Consider the following 21,582-nt stretch of genomic DNA (forward strand, 5'->3'; position numbering starts at 1 on the left):
TGACGGAGAAATTGTTTGGGAGTTCTGGCGAAACAGTTGGCTACGTTGTTATGGCGCTCGTTGGACTTGCAGTCATCCGTTACATTCTGCGGGGTTCAGGGAAGAGCTAATTGTGTGTTAGCAAGGAGATGTGGGGGCGTGCTTTTAATAGTTCAAAGCGCGCTCCCGCATCTCTGCGTTTAAGTCAACGCGTTGTCGCTCGAACGAACCTCGTCCAAGAGGCTGGGGAGAAGGTGAGAACATGCTGGGCTGGATCCTTGCTGTCGCGTACGGCGACGACGCCGGGCATGTTGGTCGCGACCTCGACGCAGTTGCCGCCGTTGTCTCCGCTGCGGGTGCTCTTCCGCCACTGGGCGCCGGTCAGCTCAACCATGGTGGACCTCTCCGATGATCTTGTTGATCAGTTGCCTTGATTGTTGCTCATCGAGGGCCAGTGAGGCGAGGCTCGCCCACACCTCCTCGTAGGTGGCGATCTCTTCCTTGCGATCGAGGTAGAGCGCTCCGGTCAGGGACTCGCTGTAGATGACCGACGGTTCGGGCTCGACCCGGTTGCGCAGCGGGAAGTCCAGCATGACGAAGGGCCCTGCCACTGCGCCGAAGTGCAACCCGGCGGCCAGAGGGAGAACCCGGATCGAGACATGCGGAAGTCTGCCTACGTTGAGCAGGCGCCGGAGCTGTTCGGCCATCGTGTGTGGGCTGCCGACGACCCTCAACAACACCGCCTCCGAGAGAACGACTTCGAATCGGGGTGCGGGTGGAAGGCGACGTTCCAGGAGCGTCTGACGCTGCAACCGCACCTCGACCAAGCGCTCCCGCTCATCCCCTGACATGCGCAAGCGATGTTGGTAGACGCCATTGGCGTACCCTCGGGTTTGCAACAGCCCCGGGATCAGGGTGTCGTCGTACTCCCGCAGGCGGGAGGCGGCGGATTCGAGGCCGACGTACAGCTCGAACCAGTCGGGGATGGCGTCGCCGTAGGAGTGCCACCAGCCCTTGGCCTTGGTCTCGGTGGCGAGGGCGGTGAGCGCGGTGGTCAGCTCGGGCGTGGCGGCGTACAGGTCGCACATGGCCTTGACGTCGAGCGCGCGGACCGCGCCGAGGCCGGTCTCGATGCGCCACATCTTCTGCCGGCTGCACTGGATCGCCTCGGCCGCGCCGTCGAGCGTCATGCGCGCCTCGGTGCGCAGCTCGCGCAGCGCCCTCCCGAGCTGTCGTCTCGGGACCGTCGAACCCATGTCGTCGGCCATCGCCCACCCCTCTCCGTGTTGCTTTTTGTTACATCATTCCGCCGTCGATGGAACAGGCAATGGCTGCCCGGGAAATGGTTTTCCGGGGCCCCTGCGAGTGCGGTGATTACGCCTCTGACCATACAAGACACCCCCGACAGTGGCTATCACCGCGCAATTCCCGCGCCGCGCTGATCACGTACCCCAGGGGTGGGAATGTGTGGCGCGGATGCCGTCAGATTGCGTCGTTGGATCGGACGACGAGGATCGTGCCGTCCTGGCCGACCGACAGCACCCCGCCGGTGAGCCGCGCCCCCGACCAACGCCGGAAGGTGCGCGGGGCGGCCCGCAGGTAGGGTCCGACCCGGCCCTCCGCGAGCTGTCGGTAGAGGCCGCTCTCCACGCCCCGGAACACCTCCAGCGTGTTGCCGCCGGGCAGCGGTGCGCGGTAGCGGGTGCCCTCGGCCCGGAGGCCGTTAGGCAGCCGCAGTGTCTGCGCGGTGTTCGACGCCCAGGGGTGGTCGATCTCGAACAGCGCCGGCTGCTGGGTTTCCTCCCGTTGGCGCGGCGTGGTGTAGGCGCCGGCGGTGTCGTTGGCGCCGGCGAAGAGCAGCGCGGTCGCCGCCGCCGCACGGCTCAGGATCTGGGTGAACCAGCGGCGACCTTCGGCGGGGATGTCGAACACGTCCGGCCGCGCGGGTGGCGACTCCTCGTCGAGGGAGGCGTCCGTGACCTCGGCCGGCGGCTCCGCGGGCGGCTCCTCGTCGGGCGGTGCGGGCTGCGGCAGCCAGTCCTGGTCGTCGGGGGTGGCGCCCAGCAGGCCGTCCAGCTCGCCGTCCGCGCCGGACCACAGCTCGCCGTCGCCCGGTGGATCCAGCACGTACGAGGTGATCCGCGACGCGGCCAGACGGGAGGCCACCATGAGCGACGGCTGTCGGCGCCACCCGCAGCGCGTCCACCTGCACGGCGGCGCGGGCGAGCTGCTCGTGGGCGAAGCCGACCTTCCCGTGAGTGCCCTTGCACTCCAGGATCACGATCTTCACGCCGCTGCGCCGACCGGCGCTGTGGTGGCCCATCAGGATGTAGTCCGGCCGCTTCTTGGTCTTCGACGCGGTGTCGACCTCACCGACCCCGTCGAGGAACCCCGCCTTCAGCGCCACCTCGGCGTCGACCGCGTGGAAGTCCCACCCCGGGTGCTGCCGCCGCAGCACCTCCTTCGCCACCACCAGAGCCAGCCCGATGCCCAACTGCTCGGACTGGGTCACCTTGTGGTGGTACACCACGTTGCCGGCGTGCCGGGACAACGCGAGATGACCCCGGCGGACGTCGAGCGTCGCGCAGTATCGGACGTGCGCCCAGTGCCGGGCCACCCGCGCCAGCGGGGAGGTGTCCAGGAACGTGGTCGCCACGCCCAACTCGTGCAGCACCTGCGCGGGACTGGTGCGGAAGGCCGCACCCAACGGGACGGGCACCGGCACCTTGGCGTACGGGTCGTTGTCGCCGGCGAACGTGCGCACCTCGGCCACGAGGTTCTCGTCGGAGACGACCGCCAACGTCGACTCGGTGCCCAGCGACCGCACCAGTGAATCGATCCTCACGCCTACCTCCGGGGGCGAGGCACAGCGTTCATCCGGACACCCAGGGTCATCGATTGACCGCAAACTGTCAATGCGATCTCTGTGACGACTATCCGACCCCGCCGACCGGCGTCTCATGACCACTGTGGACATAATGCCGAGGTGGCGCGTGGTTGTGTCGATAGGTTCGTGGTCATGGCATATCGGGATTACACGGCCGACGGCAGCTACTGGACGGTGCGCAAGCAGGGAGCGACCTACTGGGTGGCGCGGATCCGCAAGTCGAACGGCTCCTACGAGTGGTTGGACGTCTGGGGCGGCTACGAGCGCGCCGGTGCCGCCGCCGGAGCGGCCGCCCAGCTCGCCTACCAGCAGGCCCGGAAGGACGTGCTCCAGGAACTGGTCGGCAACCTGCACACCGCGCTGGACCAGGCCGGCCTCGGCGCCCCGCCGCCCGCCCCGGTGCGGCCCGACCGGGCGAAGCTGCCACCGGTCGCCGAGCTGGACGACCCCGAGAACTGACCGGTCACCACAGGCCTACTGCGGCCGGGTCCGATGGACGCCGGGACCGCTGGGATCCGCCGTGCATCAGGAACAACGGCATGATCCCAGCGGTGACGGCACCACTCCGCAGGCGAAACAGGCGTCGGGATGAGGCGCCCGTACGGCCTGAAGCGATGGCGCCGCCGGTGTTGCCCGCACCGCCGTGATCGATGGGCGCGGAGTCGACGGGCGCGGAGCCTTCCGCAGGGACCGCCGCGCGGCCTCCACCTGTTTCTTGCTGACGTACGGCCAGCCGCGTGCCCTGACCTCCCGGGCGAACTGCTTGATGCCCAGGCCCGGGCGGCTCGCCTGAACGGCGCGGACCACCTCGACCAGGGGCTGTCGTGCTGGGGCGGTTGCACTGGCCTTTGCTGGCGTCCGGGTGGTGGGTGGCGTGATCACGGTGATGGTGCCGCGGGACGGGGTCTTCGCCGGCTTCCGGGTCGTGCTGGGTGGAGTGGTCACCGTGATGGTCCCGCGGGGCTGAGGGCTCGGCCGGGCGGGGTAAGCGCGCAGCGCTTGGCGAACCTGCTCGGCGGAGACGTCCGGCCAGCCGCTCTCGCGCAGATGCCGGGCGATCGTCTGATCCTTGATGCCTCGCATTCGTGCCTGGAGCGCGCGGGCGGCCTCCGCGAGACCTCGTTGTGTCGGCGCCGGCCGCTTCTTCCGAGAGGGGGTGGCGGATCCATTCGAGGGACGGGAGTCCCCAGTCCGCTTCGACTGCCCGAGCTGGTCGAGCCAGGTGTCCGGCGTGCGGTCGGGCCGGTCGTCGTTCTCCCAGTCGTATCGTGAATCGGTCGAATCTCGGCCTTCAGCGTTGGCGTACCAGTTGGCGATGGTGTGCCTGACAACCAAGGTTTCCTCCGCTGCCGTCGGGATCTTCACAGCATGTGAGGTGATCGACACTAGGGTGAGTGCCCAGCGCCTGGAAGTGGCCGTTTGTCCCTCATGGACCACGGAAGGTCAGGTTCTTCATACGAGCGGCGCTACTGTGGGATCCTACGTACGGTGTCGAGCTGCTACCTTGCCGTGTTGTGCCGAACGAACGTGAGCTGTCCTCTCTGGATGCTCTGCTGACCGGGACGCGTCAGTCGCTGGAGGCGGTCCGGTCCGGCGGTCCGGGTTCCGTGCAGGAAGACACCGAATCGGCGATGGGAACCGGCAGCGCCGGCGAGGGCCTGATGTACGCCACCATCAGGGACGGCAAGCTCGACTCGTTCACGATCGACCCACGGCTGATGCGGCTGCCCTCCGGCGAGCTGGCCGAGCACGTGATGACCGCCGTCAACGCGGCCCTCGACGACCTACGGGGAAGGCAGGCGTCCGTCGACCAGCCCGTCGACGTGGATGTGCTGGCGGAGAGCCTCGGTGAGGTGCAGGACCGATCCGTTCGGCAGATGGCGCGGATGAACGACGCGCTGCGGGATGTGGTCGCGCTGCTCCGGGAGCCACCACGATGAAGCCGCTCGACATCGACCCGGTGCAACTGCGCGCGGCGGGCGACGGTGTCCGCACGGCGGCGGCCCAGCTTGAGGCGCGTTGGCAGCGACTGCGCGGAACGGCCGACGGGATGGGCGACATCTTCGGTGCCGACGACGTCGGTGGCCTGATCGGTGCCTCCTACCGGGCCGCCCAACAGATCGCCGAGTGCTCGGTCACGTCCGTGCTCGCCGCGCTGACCGGCTTCGGTGACGGCCTGGTCGACATGGGGGACGCCTACGACCGCATCGAGGAAGACAACGCCGCACTGTTCCGGCGACTGGGCTGAACGACGATGGGCATTCAGCTCCCGGGCGAGCTGTCCGGGCTGCTCAACGACCTCGGCTACACCTGGCCGGAGAGTGACGAGGAGCGGCTCTTCCAACTCGGCCAGGCATGGATCGCCTTCGGGGCGGACGCCGACGCCGCTTCGGCAGCCGCCGACGGTGCGGTTGCGTTGCTCGCGGGCAACCAGGGCATGGCGTTGGACGCCTTCCACGACCAGTGGGCCCACCCCGACTCGGCCCACGACGTGCTGCGGGGGATCGCCGTCGGCGCCCGAGCGGTCGGTGCCGCGCTTGTGGTCTGCGCCATGGCGGTGCTGGCCCTGAAGATCAACGTGATCGTCCAGCTGACCCTGCTGGTGGTCGCGATCGCGCAGGCCGTCGCCACCGCCGGCTCCACCCTGGGCGCCTCGTTGCTGGAGGTGCCCGTGTTCAAGAAGCTCGCCGACATCGCCATCGACTTCCTCATCGGCCAGGCGTTGGAGATCGTCTTTGGGTAGGCGGGGCCGGAAGGCGGGCAGCGAGGCGGCGTCCGGCCTCATCGCCAAGGCGGCGTCGGCGGCGATGCGGGAGGCCCGCGAGGTCGGCTCCAGATCTGCCGACGACGTCGCCGACGCGGCGCGGAAGACCATCCCCGGACCGGCCGGGAAGATACCGCTGAAGCCGCCGCATCCACGTCACAACCTCGACAGCATCCGGCCCAAGAACCCCTCCAAGGAAGTCAACACCGTCGTCCTGCCCGGCACGGATGTCGCCAGGGACCTGGAGGACATTGGCGCCGGCCGCGCCACCTGGGACCCGGACCGCCAGCGCTACCACGTGAACGGCCGCACCTATGCCGTCGAGCCGAGCGGCACGGTCTTTCCGGAGGCCGGGCCCGGCCTGGAGCAGTTGAACCGTGCCGAGTACGGCGCGCTGAAGGAGTACATTGCCGCTGGCGGCGATATCGAGAAGGCGAAGGCCGCCATGGCCCGCAATCCCTTCCTCACCGAGGCCGCGCAGGAGCGGGCACTGGACATCTTTCGCCATCACAAGAGCTACCGGGGGTAAGCGTTGCGTTACCAGATCCACTTCGAGGGCGAGCTACCCGCCGAGCCCTTACGCCGATTCCTCCACGAGGACTACGGCATCGCGCCGGAGACCGTCTACGTGGGGCGGATCGAGGACCGGGCGGTGGACGCCCCGCGACCGGTCGCGATGTTCACCCCGCCCGACGAGGATGAGGGGTTCGGCTGGATCCTGACCGGGGACACCGAACTCGCCGACGCCACCGGCCAGGGCGAGCGGGAGCTGGCCGCCAGCATTGCCCGTACGTTCGGGGTGCGGGCGCTGGTCGACGACGGCAGCATTCACCCCGACCGGTGGCTGCTGGTGAGCAGCGACGGCAGCAGTGGCCGGGTCGTCACCGACGAGGACGCCGCCGCAGACGGGGACCTGCGCATCGTCCACGCGCTCGAACCGATCACCGGCGAGCCGCACCTCACCGTCGTGCCCCCGCCGGACTGGGCCCGCGACTGGTGACGTGCAATGGCACGTCAGCCTGTCGGTCGGTCGCTCTCCCGCTGTAGGGCCGCCGTCAGATGTCGGCGAAGCGTGACCGCGCGGCCGTCCGGGAACCGGCTCAGCAGCGCGACCGCCTCCCGTCGCCACCGGTCCCCCTCGTCGCCCCGTTCAAGGTCGACCAGGGCCGTCGCGAGGTGGTCGAGCGTCAACGCGAGCTGCCAGTCGTCGCCCAGTTGCCGGTGGACGGCGGCGGCCCGGACGTGGAAGGCCACCGCCTGCTCCGGCTGCTCCAACTCCCGGTAGGCCTCACCGGCCCCGTCCAGCGCCATCGCCTCCCGGCTGCGATCACCGAGTCGCCGCTGGATGGTCGCCGCGCGATGCGTCGCCACCAGCGCCTCGTCCGGCTGGCCCTGCGCCCGCAGAGTCCTCGCGTGTTCGACCAGCCAGTGCCCCAGCCACAACTGGCTCGTCCCGTCGGCGATGGCGAGCGCCCGGTCGATGGCGGCACGTGCCTCGTCGAGGCGTCCGAGTTCCCGCAGCGTCATGCTGAGGAAGAACAGCGAGTTGCCCTCCTGCCCCCGGTCCTCGATGGCCCGCTGCACCGCGAGCGCCTGTTCCAGCAACGGCACCGCCTCGGTCAGGTCGCCCAGCTCGTAGCGGGCCTCCGCGAGGTTGCTGAGCAACAGGGCCTGCCACCGCTGGTCACCCCGTCGCGCGAAGACGTCGAGGCTCGCGCCGAAATGCCCGAGCGCGTCGTCGAGTCGCCGGTGACGTAGGGCCAGCAGCCCCAGCGCGTTGACCGACACCGCGACGCCGTGTTCGTCGCCGATCTCCCGCCGGATCGCCAGCGCCGCCCGGTGGTGTTCCTCGGCCTCCCGGAGCTGACGGGCCTGGAAGTGGGCCTTGCCGAGACTTTCCAACGCCTCGGCCTCGGCGTGCCGGTCACCGAGCGACCGCGCCGCGGCCAGGCCGGCCCGCGCCGTGGCGAACCACGGGTCGAAGGCGTTCTGGTGCATGAAGAAACCACGCAGCAGCACCGCGAGCTGCCACGCGACCTGCGGCAGCGCCGCGTCGGCAGCGGTCAGCACGGCCGCGACCAGATTGTCCTGCTCGGTGGCCAGCCACGCGTCCGCCTCCGCGGCCGTGGTGAACGCCAGCGGGGCGAGCTCCGGCGATGCCTCCACCGGCAGCCCCCGGTGGAACGGCAGGGTGCGCGCCAGCGCGGCCTCCGCCGAGCGCAGGTACCAGGTGAGGACGCGGCGTAGCGCGGCGCGGCGTTCCTCGTCGCTCTCCACGTCGTGGGCCTGGTCCACCGCGTAGGCGCGCAGCAGATCGTGGAGTTGGTAGCGGCCCGGATCCCGCTGCTCCACCAGGTGGGCGCCGACGAGCGCATCCAGCGGTTGGCGTACCCGGGCGGGTGGCACCCCGGCGAGCGCGGCGGCGGCCGCCACGCTGACGTGCGGGCCGGGGTGCAGCCCGAGCAGGCGGAACAGCCGCGCCGCCGGTGGACTCAGGGCTCGGTAGGACCAGGCGAAGACCGTACGCACCGCCTCGGCATCCGGGCCGTCGTCCGTGCTGAGCGCGTCCCACAGCGCCGACTCGTCCCGCAGGTCCTGGATCAGTTCCGACAGCGGCATCAGCGGGCGGCTGGCCGCCCGCTCGGCGGCGATGCGCAGCGCCAACGGCAGCCGGGCGCACAGTCGTGCCAACTCGGCCAACTCGGCCGGGTCGTCGTCGGTGCGGTAGACGCTCGTCACCTCGTGCAGCAGGGTGACCGCCTCGTTCTCCGACAGCAGCGGCACCGTCAGGCGGCGACCACCTTCGCGGCTGAGCAGCGCGGACAGCGTGCTGCGGCTCGTGACGATCACCAGGCAGGTTTTCGTGCCCGGCAGCAGCGGGCGCACCTGACTCGCGGTGGCGGCATTGTCCAGGACCACGAGGACCCGCCGCTCGGCCAGACGGGAGCGGTAGAGCGCCGCCCGTTCGTCGGGGTCCACGGGGATCGCGGCGGGTGGCACGCCCAGCGCCCGCAGGAACCGGTCGAGGATCTGCGCCGGCTCACCGGGCTGCCCCGGGTCGTAGCCGCGCAGGTTGACGTAGAGCTGACCGTCCGGGAACCCCTGCCGCACGGCGTGCGCCCACCGCAGTGCGAGAGACGTCTTGCCGACACCGGCCGTGCCGGTGATGACGGCGAGCGTGACACCGCTAGGCCCGTCGCCGAGCAATCCGTTGAGCACGCCGAGTTCGTCGACCCGGTTGACGAAGCCGCCCACGTCACCGGGCAGTTGGCGGGGTGTCGAGTCGTCACGGGGCGACTCGGCCGGGTGGAAGTGGATTCCGCCGTACACGTCGCGGGCCTGCACCAGGTCCGCCGGGCCGGACAGCTCGGACCGGTTGACGTGCTCCGGTCGGTCGCCCTCCGTCATCGCTCAACCGACGCGCGGGGGCTCCAGCGGGGCCACCGACCGGGCGAAGAACTCGTCAAGCGGCTCACCGTCGTCGTACAGGGACTCGATGAACTCCTGGCACCGGACCACCACGGCAGGGTCCCGCCACCGGCGGGCCGCGTCGAGCACGCCATCGGCGTCGTAGATCGCCTCGTACATGACGTCGGTGCCCAGGGTGTACAGCTCGGGCAACATCCCGTCCGCCTCCGCGTCGACGACCCGCTGCGGCCCGACCACGCGGGTCAGGCCGCCGTATTCGTGGCGCAGCCGCAACACGTGCAGCTCCCATTGCAGATACGGAGTCAGCGGCTGCGCCACGACCCGCACCCGTCGCGTGGCGAAACCACTGTCGACGACGTGCCGGTAGTAATCGGCGAACTCGGGGCGCCGCGCGTCGAGGATCCGGAGCGACTCCGCCCAGCGGCCGGCGGCGAACGCCTGCCACCCCTCGTCGTGCGGCTCCTTGAACGTCTGCTGCCGCTCCAGCTTCCAGAAGCCGGGTCGACCGGTCTTCCAGAACCGCTGCTCGAAGTCGGTCCAGTAGTCGTCGAGGGCCAGCAGCTCGCCGGGATCTCCGCCGAGGAGTTCACGCATCAGGGATGTCCGCCTTAGCCGCGATGATGGTCGACCGCGGAACGATGATAAGACGCTCGCCCGGGTCTACCGAGACTCCCTCAGGAAGCCGATCCCGGTAGGCCTCGGTGAGATCCTGGCCGATCACCGCCACATCACCGTTGCTCAACTCCCACACATCCGGGCAACTGCCGTCGCCGGACGTGTTGCCCAACTCGTGTGCGGACTTGCCCCAGCGGCGGCTCAGCTCGGCTGACGCGTCCGCCTGCCATCGCTGTCCACTCATGCCAGCCTCCCACCGTCAAGCATGATCTGAATACGGATAGTAACATCTATTTCGGCCGATCACTTTGGATTTCGGGTCGGCTCGGGGAGGTCACGAGATGGACGATCCACTCATGCTCGCGGCAGCGACGACGGTCGTCACGTGGGCCACCACCGAGGTTGCGCAGGGCGCCCGAACCGCCCTTGCGGACCTGACCCGGCTGCTCCGGCGGCGGTTCCGTCACGAGCCGTCCGCCTCGCAAGCCGTGGACGTGGCGCTGCGTCAGCCCACCCCCGAGGCGGTACGACGATTCGCCGCGCTCCTGCAGGAGGAGGCGAGCCGTGACCCGGCCTTCGACGCCGCCTTCCGGGAGCGATTCGCGCGCGTCGAAGCAGCCCTCACCGCCAACCCCGGCGACGTGACCAACACCGTGTTCGGCGACGTCGGCGGGTCGGCGGTGCAGGCCCGTGACGTCCACGGCGGAATCACCTTCGGCAACCGGCACGGCTCGTCGTGAGAGTGACGGTGGATCGGCGCGGCGGGCCTCAGGCAGGGACGGCGGGCAGGGCGCCACGCACCACCCGGGCGAACTCCCGGCGTAGGGCCGGCAGGTCGACCGGGCGGCCGGCGAGCCGCTTGCACAGGTCGGCCAGCGGCCACGCGGCGTAGTGTCCGAAACGTACGGCGTAGCTGGCGACCGTGTGCAGCGCGAACGTGTCGGAGTAGTCCAGCAGCACATACCCCAGAAGTTGGTCCAGATCCTCGCGGGCGAGCTGCGCCGGCCGGCTGCCGTCCCGCCGCGGCCTGCCTCCCTGGCCGGCCTTGAAGTCCACCAGCACCCCGCCGACGATGAGATCGGCGTCGGCAGGAAGATCGGCGCTGCCGTCGAATGTCGAACCGGTCGCCACCGCTCCGGTCGGCAGTGCCGGAAGCAGTCTCTCCACGGCCAGGTCACGCATCGCGATCAGGTCGGCGACCTCGTCGGAGTTGGCCAGCGCCAGCAGGTCCGCCACTCCGCTTCCCGGGTCGAGCCACATCAGCCGGGAGCCGTCGACCTTCGGCGCCCGATACAACTCCACCATGAGCGCCAGCGCATACGACACCCGCGCCCACCACTCGTCGGACCGGTCGCCGAACCGGGCCGGGTCGATCCGATCGTCGTCTTCCGCGCCCAGCTCGTGCAGCAGTTCGAGCCCGGCACGCTGGCAGGGTGCCCGCCGCGACCGTAGCCCGGCCGCCGCGAGGCCGACCGACGGAGCCGGATCGATCAGGAACCGCAACCACCAGTCGATGGCCGCGCCCTGGGTGCCCGACGCGACCGTCGTGGACGGCAGCACCCGGGCCACGCCGGCCGCCTCCCGGTAGGCGGCCTGCACGTCGCGGTGGTGCGGGAACGTCGCGCGAAGCCACCGCGCCACCGGGCTGCGGGCATCCCGCACCTCACTCGTCAGCGACGACACGTCGTACCGCCCCTCTGCCTCGCCGATGGCGGAGTCACGAGCCGATGTAGAGGCGGATCAGATCGAGGAAATGACGAAGCTTCGCCACCTCCGCCGGCCTGACCGGATCGGGATTGAAGTGCATGACCTTGTTGCGCACCTTACGCAGCTCGTCCAGTCGGGCGATGAACAGTTCCCGGTTCAGAGGCCAGCCAAGTTGCGCCCAGCATCCGGCGTTGTTGAGCACGGCCTGGTACTGGCCGATCGACATGGTCTCCAGTGACTTGAAGGTGAGCTTGGCGGCGAGGCACGCCTGCTTCACCGTCTCCTCGTCGAAGGTGTTCACGATGAGGTGGCGTAGCTCTTGATCGATCTCACCGATGAGGAAGAACGGCGTCGCCGTCTCGTCGTATTTGCGCACCACGTCGGCGGCGGTGACGATTCCGCTGATCTTCCTCTGGTCGTCGCGTACGAAGATGAACCCGTGCTGCTGCAAGGTGCCCAGCACGTCCAACAGACGCCTGTCGTAGTCGAAGACGCGGTCGCGGGCCCCTCGGTCGATGGCGTCACTGAACGTGGCGTTCGGGTTCCGGTGTTTCGCGGCAGCGATCGACTCCCACGACACCGAGCCGTAGAGCTGGTGCGAGTTCGCCAGCACGGCGACCTGCGAATAGTCATTGATCTGCATGGCGGTGATGGCCTCTTCGAAAGTGGCCGAGGGCGGCACTGAGACCAGGGACATCCGGTGCGGGAACAGGTTCTCCAGCGTCAGCCCGATGTCGACGCCCTCTTCGCTGAGTTCGTCGGCGATGGCCTCAGCGGTCTCCGCGGACCCTTCGGTCGAACTCTCGTCTTCGTCCTGTTCTGGCGGCGTGACTACCCGAATGATTCGATCCAGACTGACAGCTCGGAAGTCAGGGCTGGTGGTCAGGCCGTGATTCGCCAGGTCCGCCTCGACCTGCGCCGTCGCCATCCGGTCCCGGTCCTCCAAACCCCAGAGGCCGATGAACTCGCGGACGGTGAACGACCGGGGTTGATCGGACTCGGCTGCCGCTCGGGCTGCCTCTAGCGTCGCGAAGCGATGGCGGACCGCCTCGGCCTCCTCGTGGGAAGTCTCCTGGTCCGCGCCGACCTCCTTGGCGACGTCCTGAAGCAGCTCCAGCCGTAGGCGATGCAGCGAAGGGCCGTTCCGGCCCACCTGCCAGGCCGACCAACCGGCCACGGCACGTCGTCCGGCCACTGTGGCACCAGCGCGGGACGGGGTGCTGAACTCCCGGCCGTCCGGCAGCCGAAGCCTCGCTCGGTCCGTCACCGTGGCCTGATGTGGTGCGTCCCCGATTCGCTGCTGAAAGAAGAGCTCATCGCCCGGCTTCAGCAGACCGGCGTCGATCAGATCGGCAATGCGAACCCGGCGACCGTTGAGCAGGTGTTTGCGCCGTGGACGGGAGGGGGTGTTCGGCATGGTTGTTGCTGCTCCAGGAGAACGTCGTGGGTGCGTGGCAGCGTAGGCGCTGATCCATTACCTGCGGTGTCGCGAATCCGACTCAGCTCCACTGTGCTTGATCAAGCATTCAATCCACTGGGGAACCTGACGTAGCATGCCCCGGGTGATCCGCTCATGAGGCCGACCATCGCCGCCGACACCCTGCGCTGGACCCTCACCCAATATCTGACCACCACATTCGGGTTGACCGAGGACGGCGTACGCCAGAGTCTGGAAGCGTTCCTGTCCCACCCGGAGCAGGGCATCTTCCGTGGCCCGTACCTGCGGATCCGTACCCCCTTTCGCCAGGCGGCGGACGACTGGCGGGCAAGCCTCGACTGGGCCCCGGCCGACTTCGCTCCCTACCTGCACCAGGCCAGGGCGTTCGCCCGGCTGTCGACCAGAAACCGGACGGCCGAGCCGACCCTGATCACCACCGGCACCGGCTCTGGCAAAACGGAGTCGTTCCTGATTCCGGTGCTGGATCACTGCCGGCGCCGGAGGCAGCAGGGCCGGGCCGGGATCAAGGCGATCCTGCTCTATCCGATGAACGCCCTCGCCACCGATCAGACGCAGCGCATCGACGACTTCCTGTCCGATCCGGCGCTCGCCGGCGTGACGGCCGGACTCTACATCGGCGACATCGCGGCGATCGAGTACCCGCATGTGTCCACCAAGCGGTCGGAGATGCGCCGCAACCCGCCGGACATCCTGATCACCAACTACAAGATGCTGGACCTGCTGCTCCAGCGCGTCGACGACCTGCCGCTGTGGGAGGACGCCGAGCCGGCGTACGTGGTCCTGGACGAGTTCCACACCTACGACGGCGCGCAGGGCACCGACGTGGCGATGCTGCTGCGACGCCTCGCCGCCATGCTCGGCGTCGCCGAACCCGACCGTCCGCTCGGGCCGATCTGCCCGGTGGCCACCTCCGCCACCCTCGGTGAGGGCGGAGGCCGGGACGGTCGGACCGCGATCCGCGAGGTGGCCGGGCAGGTCTTCGGCGTGCCCTTCGACGCCGATTCCCTGGTGGGGGAGGACCGCTACGAACCTGGCGAGTTCCTCCACAAGCAGGAGTTCGGGCTGCCGCTGCCCAGCCCGGAACAACTCGCCGCGGTCGACGCCCGGGACCCGGACGAGATGATGGCCGAGGTGGCCGCACTGGTCGTCGGCGAGCGCTGCCTCGACAACCCCACCCGCCTCGGCAGGCTGCTGCGCGAGCACCCGCTCACCAAGGCGGTGCTGGACTCGCTTCAGGCCCGACCGTGCACGCTCGACGAGATCATCGAGGTGCTGCCCCGCAAGAACGCCACCGGCTGGGGCAGTGCCATGAAGTCGCGGCCCGACACCACCGCCAGAGCGCTCGCCCGCTTCGTGGGCCTGCTGTCCCAGGCGCGGAATCCGGACGTGCCCGACCGGCCGCTGCTCAACATCGAGACGCACCTCTGGGCCCGGTCGGTCTCCCGGCTGCTGCGGAGCACCTCCCGGCAGCCGGCCTTCGGCTGGTACGGCGAGGTTCCCCGTGAGCCCGACCCGTTCAGCCCGGACATCGACGCGGTGGTGGCCGACAACCGCCACCCGCTTCTGCCGGCGGTCTACTGCCGGCACTGCGGCCGGTCCGGTTGGATGGCCCTGTCCCCGGAGAAGGACCCGCAGGAACTGGAGATCGACCCGGACCGGATCTACCGGGCCAGCGTCGGACGGGACAAGCGCCGCGTCCGCGCCCTGATCGCCGCCACCGAGGACGAGATCCAGCAGCTCACCGCCGAGTTGCTGATGCTGGAGCACGGGCGTCGGGTGCGGCCCTTCGACCCGGTCCGGGACCGGGAACCCGCCGACGACGCGATCGTGGTGCTCGGCGACTTCTCCACTCTCGACGCGGCGGAGAAGGACCGCTGCCCGTCGTGCCGGCTCGACCACGGCATCCGTTTCCTCGGTGCCGGCCTGGCCACCCTTGCCTCGGTGGCGATCACGCAACTGTTCACCGGCGGCGAACTCGACCCGGCGGAGAAGAAGACGTTGCTGTTCAACGACTCGGTGCAGGACGCCGCGCACCGGGCCGGCTTCGTCGCCAACCGCTCCTACGCCTTCTCCCTACGGTCGTTGCTGGCCGACCAGTTGCGTCCCGGCGTGACGGCCGGACTCGACGACCTGCTCGCCGACATGATCACCGCGGCGGCGAAGCCCGACGTGCTGTCCAGCGTCGTGCCGCCGGACCTGCACGACCGGCCGGACGTCGACAGCCTGCTCGGGGGCGAACACACCGGCAGCCGCGAAACGTGGACGCTGATCAGTGAACGCTTGGCGTTCGCCGCCGTGATGGAGACCGGCCTGCGGTCCCGTCAGGGCCGTACCCTGGAGTTGACCCGCAGTGTCGCCGTCGAGGTCGCCCTCGACGACCCGGCCGCCGCGGCGGCGATCTGCCGGGACGTGCATCGCACCGGCCGCGCCCGGCTCGACGAAACCCCGCCCGACGAGGCCCGCTACCTGGCTTTCCTCCGGGGCCTGCTGGAGCGGCTGCGCGTCCGTGGCGCGGTCTACCACGAGTGGTTGAAGCCGTATCTGAGCCGGGGTGGCATCCGCTGGCAGGTGTGGGGCGGTCGCCCTGCCGGCATGCCCGCGTTCCCGAAGGGCCTGTCGGCGCCCGCGTTCCTCCTGGCCGGCCCCAAGGCCCGCTCCGAGTTCGACGTGATCACCGCGCGGGGCAACTGGTACCAGGACTGGACGCACCGTTGCCTGGGCCTCGACCCCGCCGACACGGCCGGCTACCTCAGCCAACTGCTGCCGGCACTGGCCGCCGCCGGCGTGGTCGCCGCCGGCGGCACCGACGACGGCAACACCGTGTACGGTCTGCTGCCCGGCCACCTGCGGGTGACGCGACTCGACGACGAGGCGGCGGTGCGCGCCGGCGTCGGCTGCGACACCTGCCACTGGCAGCAGACCGAGCATCCCGACCGGGTCGCCGACTGGATCGGTCAGCCGTGCCGGCAGTACCGCTGCCGGGGTCGGCTGCGCGCCGTCACCGACGAGACCGCGCCGGACGACTACTACCGTCGGCTCTATCTGGAACGCCCGGTCTTCCGGGTGGTGACCGGTGAGCACACCGGCATGCTCACCCGCTCGCAGCGGGAGAAGGTGGAGGCGGAGTTCCGCGACGGCGCCCGGTACACCGACCCGAACGTCCTGTCGTGCACTCCGACTCTGGAACTGGGCATCGACATCGGGGACCTGTCGGCGGTCGTCCTCGCGTCGCTGCCGCACGGACCGGCCAACTACGTCCAGCGGGCCGGCCGCGCCGGACGCAGGAGTGGCAACGCCTTCGTGCTCACCCTGGTGGGCCGGACGCCCCGGGACCGTTACTACCTCACCGATCCACGGGACATGATCGCCGGGCAGATCGTCCCGCCGGGCTGTTTCCTGTCCGCCGTCGAGATCCTGCGCCGTCAGTACCTGGCCCACCTGATCGACCTGTCCGCTCGGGGCCGCCTGCCCGGCGTGCTGCCGATGCCCCGGCGGGCTCACGTGCTCTTCGGCGCCAGCGGCTGGCTCACCCACCTCGCCCAGGCCAGCCGCGAGGACGGCCATCGGCTCGCCGACGGGTTCCTCGCCCTCTTCGGTAAGAGGATCTCGTCGGTCGCCGCCGCCCGGCTTCGCGAGTTCGCGGTGGACGGCGTGGTCCATCGCGTCAAGGAAGCTGACGAGGTTTGGGAGAGCCGCCTGTCGGACCTGCGGCGTCGGCTTCAGGAGATCGCCGCGGCGACCGGTCGGCTCGTCGACAGCGACCCGGACCACGCTCGGGAGATCCGCATGCTCAGGGCCGAGCAGCGCGCCGTCCGACGGCGACTGCGGGAGGTCGGGGCCGCCGCCGCGCATAGCACGCTGGTCGAGTTCGGACTGCTGCCCAACTATGCTCTGATCGATTCGCGGACCGACCTGGAAGCCACGCTGACCTGGGAGGAGCAGGTCGAGGGGGATCGTCGCTTCCACAGCGAGCTACGGGAGTACGCCCGTCCGGCCCGCCAGGCGCTGTCCGAGATCGCGCCCGGCAACAGCTACTACATCCGCGGTTACAAGCACGAGATCTCCGGACTCGACGTCGGGACCGCCGACCGACCCGCCTATGAGCAGTGGCGGGTCTGCGCGCAGTGCGGCTACGTCCGCACGCACCTGGCCAGGGAGGACGCCAGCCCTTGCCCGCGCTGCGGGGACCAGGGCATCGCCGATCACGGTCGGGTGTTCCACGTGCTTCGGCCACTCCGCGTGTACAGCCGGGACAAGCGCGACGACGCGCGCATCCGTGACGACAGCGACGACCGTGACCGTCGCTTCTACGCCACCGCGCACGCGGTCGACGTCGACCCGGCGAAGATCGACTCGTCGTGGCGGCACCGCCACGAGACGTTCGGTGTCGACTACAGCCGCCGTGCGATGATCCGGCACTTCAACCTCGGCGCGCAGCGGTACGACCGGGCCACGGAACTCTTCGCCGGCGAGGAGGTGCGGATCAACCGGTTCCACACGTGCGTTTCCTGCGGTGGCACCACCGTCGACGGCGCCACCACCAACAGCCAGCAACTCGCCGCGCAGGCGTCCGGCGCGACCGTGATCCAGGGGGCCGAACATCACCTGCCCTGGTGTCCCTACCGGCGGTCACCGGCCGGTCCGGGCGCGCACGTCGACCTGATCCTCGCCCACGAGTTGGAAACCGAGGCCCTGCGGATCCTGATCCCGGCGGCCACCGCCCTGGTGCAGGAGCGCCTGTTGTCGTTCTCGGCGGCGATCCAGCTCGGCATCGCCGCCCAGTACGGCGGTGACCCGGCACACCTGCAAGCCGTTCCGGCGACCATGCCCGACGGACAGAGCGACGGCACCCGCAACTTCGTGGTCGTCTACGACACCCAGCCCCAGGGCACCGGCTACCTCGACCGCCTCGCCGACCCGGACGAGTTCCGAGCCATCCTCGAACTGGCCCGGGAGACCATCTCCCGATGCGGCTGCCAGCACGAGGCGAGGAAGGCGTGTCACCGCTGTCTGCTGCGCTATGCCCGCAACGAGCACTTCGCCCTCATGGACCGCGACGAGGCGCTGGCCATGCTCGCCCGGCTGCTCGACACCTGGGACACGGAGAAGGGCACCCGTACCCACGAGATCTCCCTGATCCATCAGGTGGAGAGCGAACTGGAACTGCAGTTCCTCACCAAACTGCTCACCCTCGGGGACACCCCCCGCTCCGGGCTCCGCATCGAACGGGTGACCCAGCACGACGGCCGCCGGATCGCCGACCTGAAGTTCACCCGCGACGGTGGGCACAGCGTCACCCACTGGCAGATGAAGCTGCAGAACACCATCCGTGGCACCCGTCCCGACGTGCACTTCACCCGTCTCGACGGGCCGTCCCCGGACGTCGTGGTCTACCTCGACGGGTTCAAGTACCACGCCTCCTCGCAGTACAACCGGCTCGCCGACGACGCCGACAAACGCGCCCGCCTGCGGGCGCACGGCTATCTCGTCTTCGCCGCCACCTGGGACGACGTCAAGACCTGGGGAATGGGTGACGGGTCGGGCCGGTGGATGCCGTACGGCGGCGTGGCCAAGCGGACGGCCCGCGAGAACTACCGGAAGTTCCTGCCCGGCGCGGATCCCGACGAACTGGACGAGACCGTCTGGACCAACCCGGTCGAGCAGCTTCTGCGGTTCCTCGCCGACCCCGACCTCACCCGCTGGCAGCGACGCGCCGAAGCGGTCCTCGCCGGCATGCTGAAGCAGGCCGACGCGCACACCGCGACCGACTCGACCGGCGTCGCGGAACGCCTCCTCGCGGCGCTGCGTGACGAGCCGCTCCCCGGACCGACCGGGAAGCACATCATGGTCGCCCGCGCCCGGGACGGCGCCGACTGCCCGGTGACGGTCCTCGTCGACGGCCGGTCGAAACCGATGCCGACCTGGTCTGCCCTCACCGTCATCGACGACCTGCCCGCCGCGGTGAGCAGCGCGGGGCACAAGGTTCGCTGGGCCCGCTGGCTCGCCTGGGGCAACGTCATCCAGTTCCTTGCCAACGGCGGTGGTGACGCCGGTCAACTCGCCGTGTCCGACCTGGATGCCTTCGACCCGGCATCGATGGCGGTCACCGAGGTCACCGGTCTCGTCCAGCCTCGGGCGGCTCTGCCCCTGGACGACGAGACCGCCACCTGGCTCGGCGTCACCCCCCAGCCGGCGCCACCCGGACCGGGCCTCGTCGAGGACGACTCGCCGTGGCGGGAGGTCCTGCAGTACCTGGACCCCGACGAGAGCGCGCTGGAACGGCTCGTGCGAGACCTCGCACAGCAGCGGCTCCCCGTGCCCGTCGTGGGTTACGAACTCGGCGACGACGGCTGGCCCGCCGAGCTGGCCTGGCCCGACCGGCGCATCGCCGTCGTCCTCACCGGCCCCGACGGCGACCCGGAGACCGACGACCGCGACCGGGCGTACGCCCGGGCGGGCTGGCACGCGAGGACCGCACAGCAGTGGTCGGCCGAGGACCTGGCAGCACAGCTCGCGGCGAATGGGGGAGAGCGCTGATGAACACCGTGGCCACGCTGCGGATGCTGGACCGCGCCGACAAGGAGGTCATGAAGCTCACCCGCGCCGACATCGGCGCGGTCTACGAGTTCATGCACAAGTTCCGGCAGAACCCGGAGAACCCGGGCCTGCAACTGAAGACGCTCAACGGCGATTCCCGGCTGATGTCCGCGCGGGTCAACCGTGACTACCGGGCGTTGCTGCTCCACATCGCCGACCGCGACTACCTACTCGTCGCGGTCAAGCACCGCAGCGAGGTGTACGACGACCTCACCCGCTACGCCTACCGGATCAACCGGGTCACCGGCGGCATCGAGGTCATCGATCTCGGGCCGGTCGGCGACAGCATCGTCGGCCGGGTCCTGCCGCCGCAACCCGACCCCGAGCCGGCGCCGAAGCCGAAGCCCCTCTTCGCCCGGTACACCGACACCCAGTTGGTGGAGCTGGGCGTCTCCGAGCCGCTGCTGCCGCAGATCCGGGAACTCGCCACCGAGGCCGAGTTGCTGGAGCTGCTCGACCGGGCACCGCAGCTCACCACCGACGTGCTCTTCGCGCTCTTCGACGGCAAACCGTACGACGAGGTGTTGCAGCAGGTCACCGAGCCGGTGCGCGCCGAGGGGCAGGTCGACCCGGACGACTTCGAGGCCGCGGTCGAGCGCCCGGCCACACAGGTCACCTCCGACGACGAGGCGCTCCAGGCGATCATCGCCGAGACGTTCGAACGGTGGCAGATCTTCCTGCACCCCACCCAGAAGAAGCTTGTGGAGAAGCCGTACACGGGCCCGGCCCGGGTCGGCGGCGGACCCGGCACCGGGAAGACCATCGTCGCCCTGCACCGGGTCGCGCACCTCGCCCGCCAACTGCCCCCGGGAGTGGACAAGCCGATCCTGCTGACCACCTTCAACCGCAACCTCGCCGCCGACCTTCGGACCCGCCTGCTGGCCCTCGGCGGCCAGGACCTGGTGGCCCGAGTGGACATCATCAACATCGACCGGCTCGCCAGCCGGGTGGTCACCGAGGCCAAGGCCGGCGGCAACCGGCGGATCGTCGACGACAACCGGGTTCCCGAGCTGTGGAGCGAATTCCTCATCGAGGTCGGGGAATCCGGCTGGGACGCGGACTTCCTTGCCGCCGAGTGGACGCAGGTGATCATCGGGCAGGTGCTCAACTCGCGCACCGACTACTTCAAGGCGCGTCGCCCCAACCGGGGCCGTAGTCTGACCCGCATCGAACGCGACCGGATCTGGCGGCTCACCGAACGGTTCACCAGCTGGCTGGAGGAGCGCGGTGCCTGGACATGGCGTCAGGTCGCCCAGCGCGCCGCGCGCCTGGAGATGGACCGGGCGGCAGCCGCCGCCAGCGTCTCCACCGAATCCTCCTCTGGGGGGTTCCGGCGCCCACGCTACCGGCACATCGTGGTCGACGAGGCGCAGGACCTCAGCGCCGCCCACTGGAAGATGCTCCGCGCCATGGTCGCCCCAGGACCCGACGACATGTTCCTCACCGGCGACACCCACCAACGCATCTACGACAACCACGTGACGCTGGGCAGTCTCGGTATCAACATCCGCGGTCGCTCGTCCCGGCTCACCCTCAGCTATCGCACCACCCGGCAGATCCTCGCCGACGCGTTGCAGATCATGACCGGCGAGGTGTACGACGACCTCGACGGCGGCGAGGAGGACCTCGCCGGCTACCGTTCCCTGCTCCGTGGTGGACCGCCGGTGTTCCGCGGCGCCGCGACGTGGGCGCAGGAGCGGGACCTGATCACGGCGCAGCTGCGTGCCTGGGGCACTCCGACCGACGGTTCGGTGGCCATCTGCGTGCCCACCAGGGAATACGCGTCGGATGTGATCGCCCGGTTGGAGGCGGACGGCGTACCGGCGGTGGAGATCGGGCCGGACGGTCCGAAACGGTCCGACGGTGTACACGTCGGCACCATGCACCGGTTCAAGGGCCTCGAGTACCAGCGCATGATCATCGCCGGGGTCGCCGACGGTCTCGTACCCCGGCAGATGATCTCCCGGTTCCGCGACACCGATCCGAAGCGGTACCAACGCGAGCGGCAGCGGGACCGGTCCCTGCTGTTCGTCGCCGCCACCCGGCCCCGTGACGAGTTGGCGGTGTTCTGGCACGGCACCCCCAGCCCGTTCCTGACCAGCCGCCTCGTGCAGCGGCAGCTACCGTGAGGCTGCACGGCCGACC

The 21,582-nt window shown here is 69.8% G+C and carries 18 protein-coding genes; 10 read left to right on the forward strand and 8 right to left on the reverse strand.

All coding sequences use genetic code 11. The features are described 5' to 3' along the window. Positions 1–184: 184 nt before the first annotated feature. The 3 genes from AB0B02_RS18410 to AB0B02_RS18420 all read right to left on the reverse strand — a co-directional run bounded on the left by AB0B02_RS18410 (position 185) and on the right by AB0B02_RS18420 (position 2,148). The gene (locus AB0B02_RS18410) at positions 185–373 is read right to left on the reverse strand and encodes a DUF397 domain-containing protein (RefSeq protein ID WP_357301673.1); all 189 of its coding nucleotides are present in this window, start codon (positions 371–373) and stop codon (positions 185–187) included. Further along, on the reverse strand, positions 366–1,247 hold the full coding sequence (locus AB0B02_RS18415) for a helix-turn-helix transcriptional regulator (RefSeq protein WP_357301676.1): 882 nt from the start codon (positions 1,245–1,247) through the stop codon (positions 366–368). The genes AB0B02_RS18410 and AB0B02_RS18415 overlap by 8 nt, the downstream gene beginning before the upstream one ends. A 214-nt stretch (positions 1,248–1,461) precedes the next feature. Beyond that, entirely contained in the window at positions 1,462–2,148 is a 687-nt protein-coding gene (locus AB0B02_RS18420; RefSeq protein WP_357301679.1) for a hypothetical protein, read from the reverse strand. On the opposite strand from AB0B02_RS18420, the gene AB0B02_RS18425 reads away from it, so the two are divergent. The 7 genes from AB0B02_RS18425 to AB0B02_RS18455 all read left to right on the forward strand — a co-directional run bounded on the left by AB0B02_RS18425 (position 2,147) and on the right by AB0B02_RS18455 (position 6,630). Continuing rightward, positions 2,147–2,812, forward strand: coding sequence for a hypothetical protein (locus tag AB0B02_RS18425; protein ID WP_357301682.1), 666 nt, complete (start codon positions 2,147–2,149; stop codon positions 2,810–2,812). The genes AB0B02_RS18420 and AB0B02_RS18425 overlap by 2 nt on opposite strands. Before the next feature lie 186 nt (positions 2,813–2,998). After that, positions 2,999–3,325, forward strand: coding sequence for a hypothetical protein (locus tag AB0B02_RS18430; RefSeq protein WP_357301685.1), 327 nt, complete (start codon positions 2,999–3,001; stop codon positions 3,323–3,325). Positions 3,326–4,497: 1,172 nt separating this feature from the next. Beyond that, positions 4,498–4,806 (forward strand): hypothetical protein, encoded by a 309-nt coding sequence (locus tag AB0B02_RS18435; protein WP_357301688.1) that lies wholly within the window; start codon positions 4,498–4,500, stop codon positions 4,804–4,806. Further along, a complete protein-coding gene (locus AB0B02_RS18440; RefSeq protein ID WP_357301691.1) occupies positions 4,803–5,114 on the forward strand; it encodes a hypothetical protein in 312 nt (103 codons plus the stop codon). The genes AB0B02_RS18435 and AB0B02_RS18440 overlap by 4 nt, the downstream gene beginning before the upstream one ends. 6 nt (positions 5,115–5,120) lie before the next feature. Then, on the forward strand, positions 5,121–5,609 hold the full coding sequence (locus tag AB0B02_RS18445) for a hypothetical protein (RefSeq protein WP_357301694.1): 489 nt from the start codon (positions 5,121–5,123) through the stop codon (positions 5,607–5,609). A gap of 64 nt (positions 5,610–5,673) precedes the next feature. Next, on the forward strand, positions 5,674–6,159 hold the full coding sequence (locus tag AB0B02_RS18450; protein ID WP_357301697.1) for a hypothetical protein: 486 nt from the start codon (positions 5,674–5,676) through the stop codon (positions 6,157–6,159). Between the two features lie 3 nt (positions 6,160–6,162). Further along, positions 6,163–6,630, forward strand: a complete 468-nt coding sequence (locus AB0B02_RS18455; protein WP_357301700.1) for a hypothetical protein — start codon at positions 6,163–6,165, stop codon at positions 6,628–6,630. Positions 6,631–6,644: 14 nt separating this feature from the next. Here AB0B02_RS18455 and AB0B02_RS18460 read toward each other — a convergent pair whose 3' ends face one another. Genes AB0B02_RS18460 through AB0B02_RS18470 form a run of 3 tightly spaced genes read right to left on the reverse strand, consistent with a single transcriptional unit; the run spans position 6,645 to position 9,918 of the window. Beyond that, positions 6,645–9,038 carry a tetratricopeptide repeat protein gene (locus AB0B02_RS18460; RefSeq protein WP_357301703.1) on the reverse strand — a complete coding sequence of 798 codons (2,394 nt, stop codon included), beginning with the start codon at positions 9,036–9,038 and terminating at the stop codon, positions 6,645–6,647. 3 nt (positions 9,039–9,041) lie between these two features. Then, positions 9,042–9,653 (reverse strand): DUF6879 family protein, encoded by a 612-nt coding sequence (locus tag AB0B02_RS18465; RefSeq protein WP_357301706.1) that lies wholly within the window; start codon positions 9,651–9,653, stop codon positions 9,042–9,044. Next, entirely contained in the window at positions 9,646–9,918 is a 273-nt protein-coding gene (locus AB0B02_RS18470) for a hypothetical protein (protein ID WP_357301709.1), read from the reverse strand. The genes AB0B02_RS18465 and AB0B02_RS18470 overlap by 8 nt, the downstream gene beginning before the upstream one ends. Positions 9,919–10,015: 97 nt before the next feature. On the opposite strand from AB0B02_RS18470, the gene AB0B02_RS18475 reads away from it, so the two are divergent. Continuing rightward, entirely contained in the window at positions 10,016–10,414 is a 399-nt protein-coding gene (locus AB0B02_RS18475; RefSeq protein WP_357301712.1) for a hypothetical protein, read from the forward strand. 28 nt (positions 10,415–10,442) lie between these two features. Here the strand turns inward: AB0B02_RS18475 and AB0B02_RS18480 are convergent, their stop codons facing one another. Further along, entirely contained in the window at positions 10,443–11,357 is a 915-nt protein-coding gene (locus tag AB0B02_RS18480; RefSeq protein ID WP_357301715.1) for a hypothetical protein, read from the reverse strand. Positions 11,358–11,391: 34 nt separating this feature from the next. Then, positions 11,392–12,798: a CBS domain-containing protein gene (locus tag AB0B02_RS18485; RefSeq protein ID WP_357301718.1), complete on the reverse strand. Its 1,407-nt coding sequence runs from the start codon at positions 12,796–12,798 to the stop codon at positions 11,392–11,394. A gap of 156 nt (positions 12,799–12,954) precedes the next feature. On the opposite strand from AB0B02_RS18485, the gene AB0B02_RS18490 reads away from it, so the two are divergent. Further along, positions 12,955–19,377: a DEAD/DEAH box helicase gene (locus tag AB0B02_RS18490; protein WP_357301721.1), complete on the forward strand. Its 6,423-nt coding sequence runs from the start codon at positions 12,955–12,957 to the stop codon at positions 19,375–19,377. Next, complete coding sequence (locus tag AB0B02_RS18495) at positions 19,377–21,566, forward strand: UvrD-helicase domain-containing protein (RefSeq protein WP_357301724.1); 2,190 nt, start codon at positions 19,377–19,379, stop codon at positions 21,564–21,566. Before AB0B02_RS18490 ends, AB0B02_RS18495 begins: the two co-directional genes overlap by 1 nt. The last annotated feature ends 16 nt before the right edge of the window (positions 21,567–21,582 follow it).

The organism is Micromonospora sp. NPDC049240 (genome assembly GCF_040647835.1).
Taxonomy (GTDB): domain Bacteria; phylum Actinomycetota; class Actinomycetes; order Mycobacteriales; family Micromonosporaceae; genus Micromonospora.

Excerpts from the sequence above, each read along its gene's own strand:
- AB0B02_RS18410 (WP_357301673.1), bottom strand. The coding sequence starts at position 373 with ATGGTTGAGCTGACCGGCGCCCAGTGGCGGAAGAGCACCCGCAGCGGA.
- AB0B02_RS18415 (WP_357301676.1), bottom strand. The coding sequence starts at position 1,247 with ATGGCCGACGACATGGGTTCGACGGTCCCGAGACGACAGCTCGGGAGG.
- AB0B02_RS18425 (WP_357301682.1), top strand. The coding sequence starts at position 2,147 with ATGAGCGACGGCTGTCGGCGCCACCCGCAGCGCGTCCACCTGCACGGC.
- AB0B02_RS18420 (WP_357301679.1), bottom strand. The coding sequence starts at position 2,148 with ATGGTGGCCTCCCGTCTGGCCGCGTCGCGGATCACCTCGTACGTGCTG.
- AB0B02_RS18430 (WP_357301685.1), top strand. The coding sequence starts at position 2,999 with ATGGCATATCGGGATTACACGGCCGACGGCAGCTACTGGACGGTGCGC.
- AB0B02_RS18435 (WP_357301688.1), top strand. The coding sequence starts at position 4,498 with ATGGGAACCGGCAGCGCCGGCGAGGGCCTGATGTACGCCACCATCAGG.
- AB0B02_RS18440 (WP_357301691.1), top strand. The coding sequence starts at position 4,803 with ATGAAGCCGCTCGACATCGACCCGGTGCAACTGCGCGCGGCGGGCGAC.
- AB0B02_RS18445 (WP_357301694.1), top strand. The coding sequence starts at position 5,121 with ATGGGCATTCAGCTCCCGGGCGAGCTGTCCGGGCTGCTCAACGACCTC.
- AB0B02_RS18450 (WP_357301697.1), top strand. The coding sequence starts at position 5,674 with ATGCGGGAGGCCCGCGAGGTCGGCTCCAGATCTGCCGACGACGTCGCC.
- AB0B02_RS18460 (WP_357301703.1), bottom strand. The coding sequence starts at position 9,038 with ATGACGGAGGGCGACCGACCGGAGCACGTCAACCGGTCCGAGCTGTCC.
- AB0B02_RS18465 (WP_357301706.1), bottom strand. The coding sequence starts at position 9,653 with ATGCGTGAACTCCTCGGCGGAGATCCCGGCGAGCTGCTGGCCCTCGAC.
- AB0B02_RS18470 (WP_357301709.1), bottom strand. The coding sequence starts at position 9,918 with ATGAGTGGACAGCGATGGCAGGCGGACGCGTCAGCCGAGCTGAGCCGC.
- AB0B02_RS18475 (WP_357301712.1), top strand. The coding sequence starts at position 10,016 with ATGGACGATCCACTCATGCTCGCGGCAGCGACGACGGTCGTCACGTGG.
- AB0B02_RS18485 (WP_357301718.1), bottom strand. The coding sequence starts at position 12,798 with ATGCCGAACACCCCCTCCCGTCCACGGCGCAAACACCTGCTCAACGGT.
- AB0B02_RS18490 (WP_357301721.1), top strand. The coding sequence starts at position 12,955 with ATGAGGCCGACCATCGCCGCCGACACCCTGCGCTGGACCCTCACCCAA.
- AB0B02_RS18495 (WP_357301724.1), top strand. The coding sequence starts at position 19,377 with ATGAACACCGTGGCCACGCTGCGGATGCTGGACCGCGCCGACAAGGAG.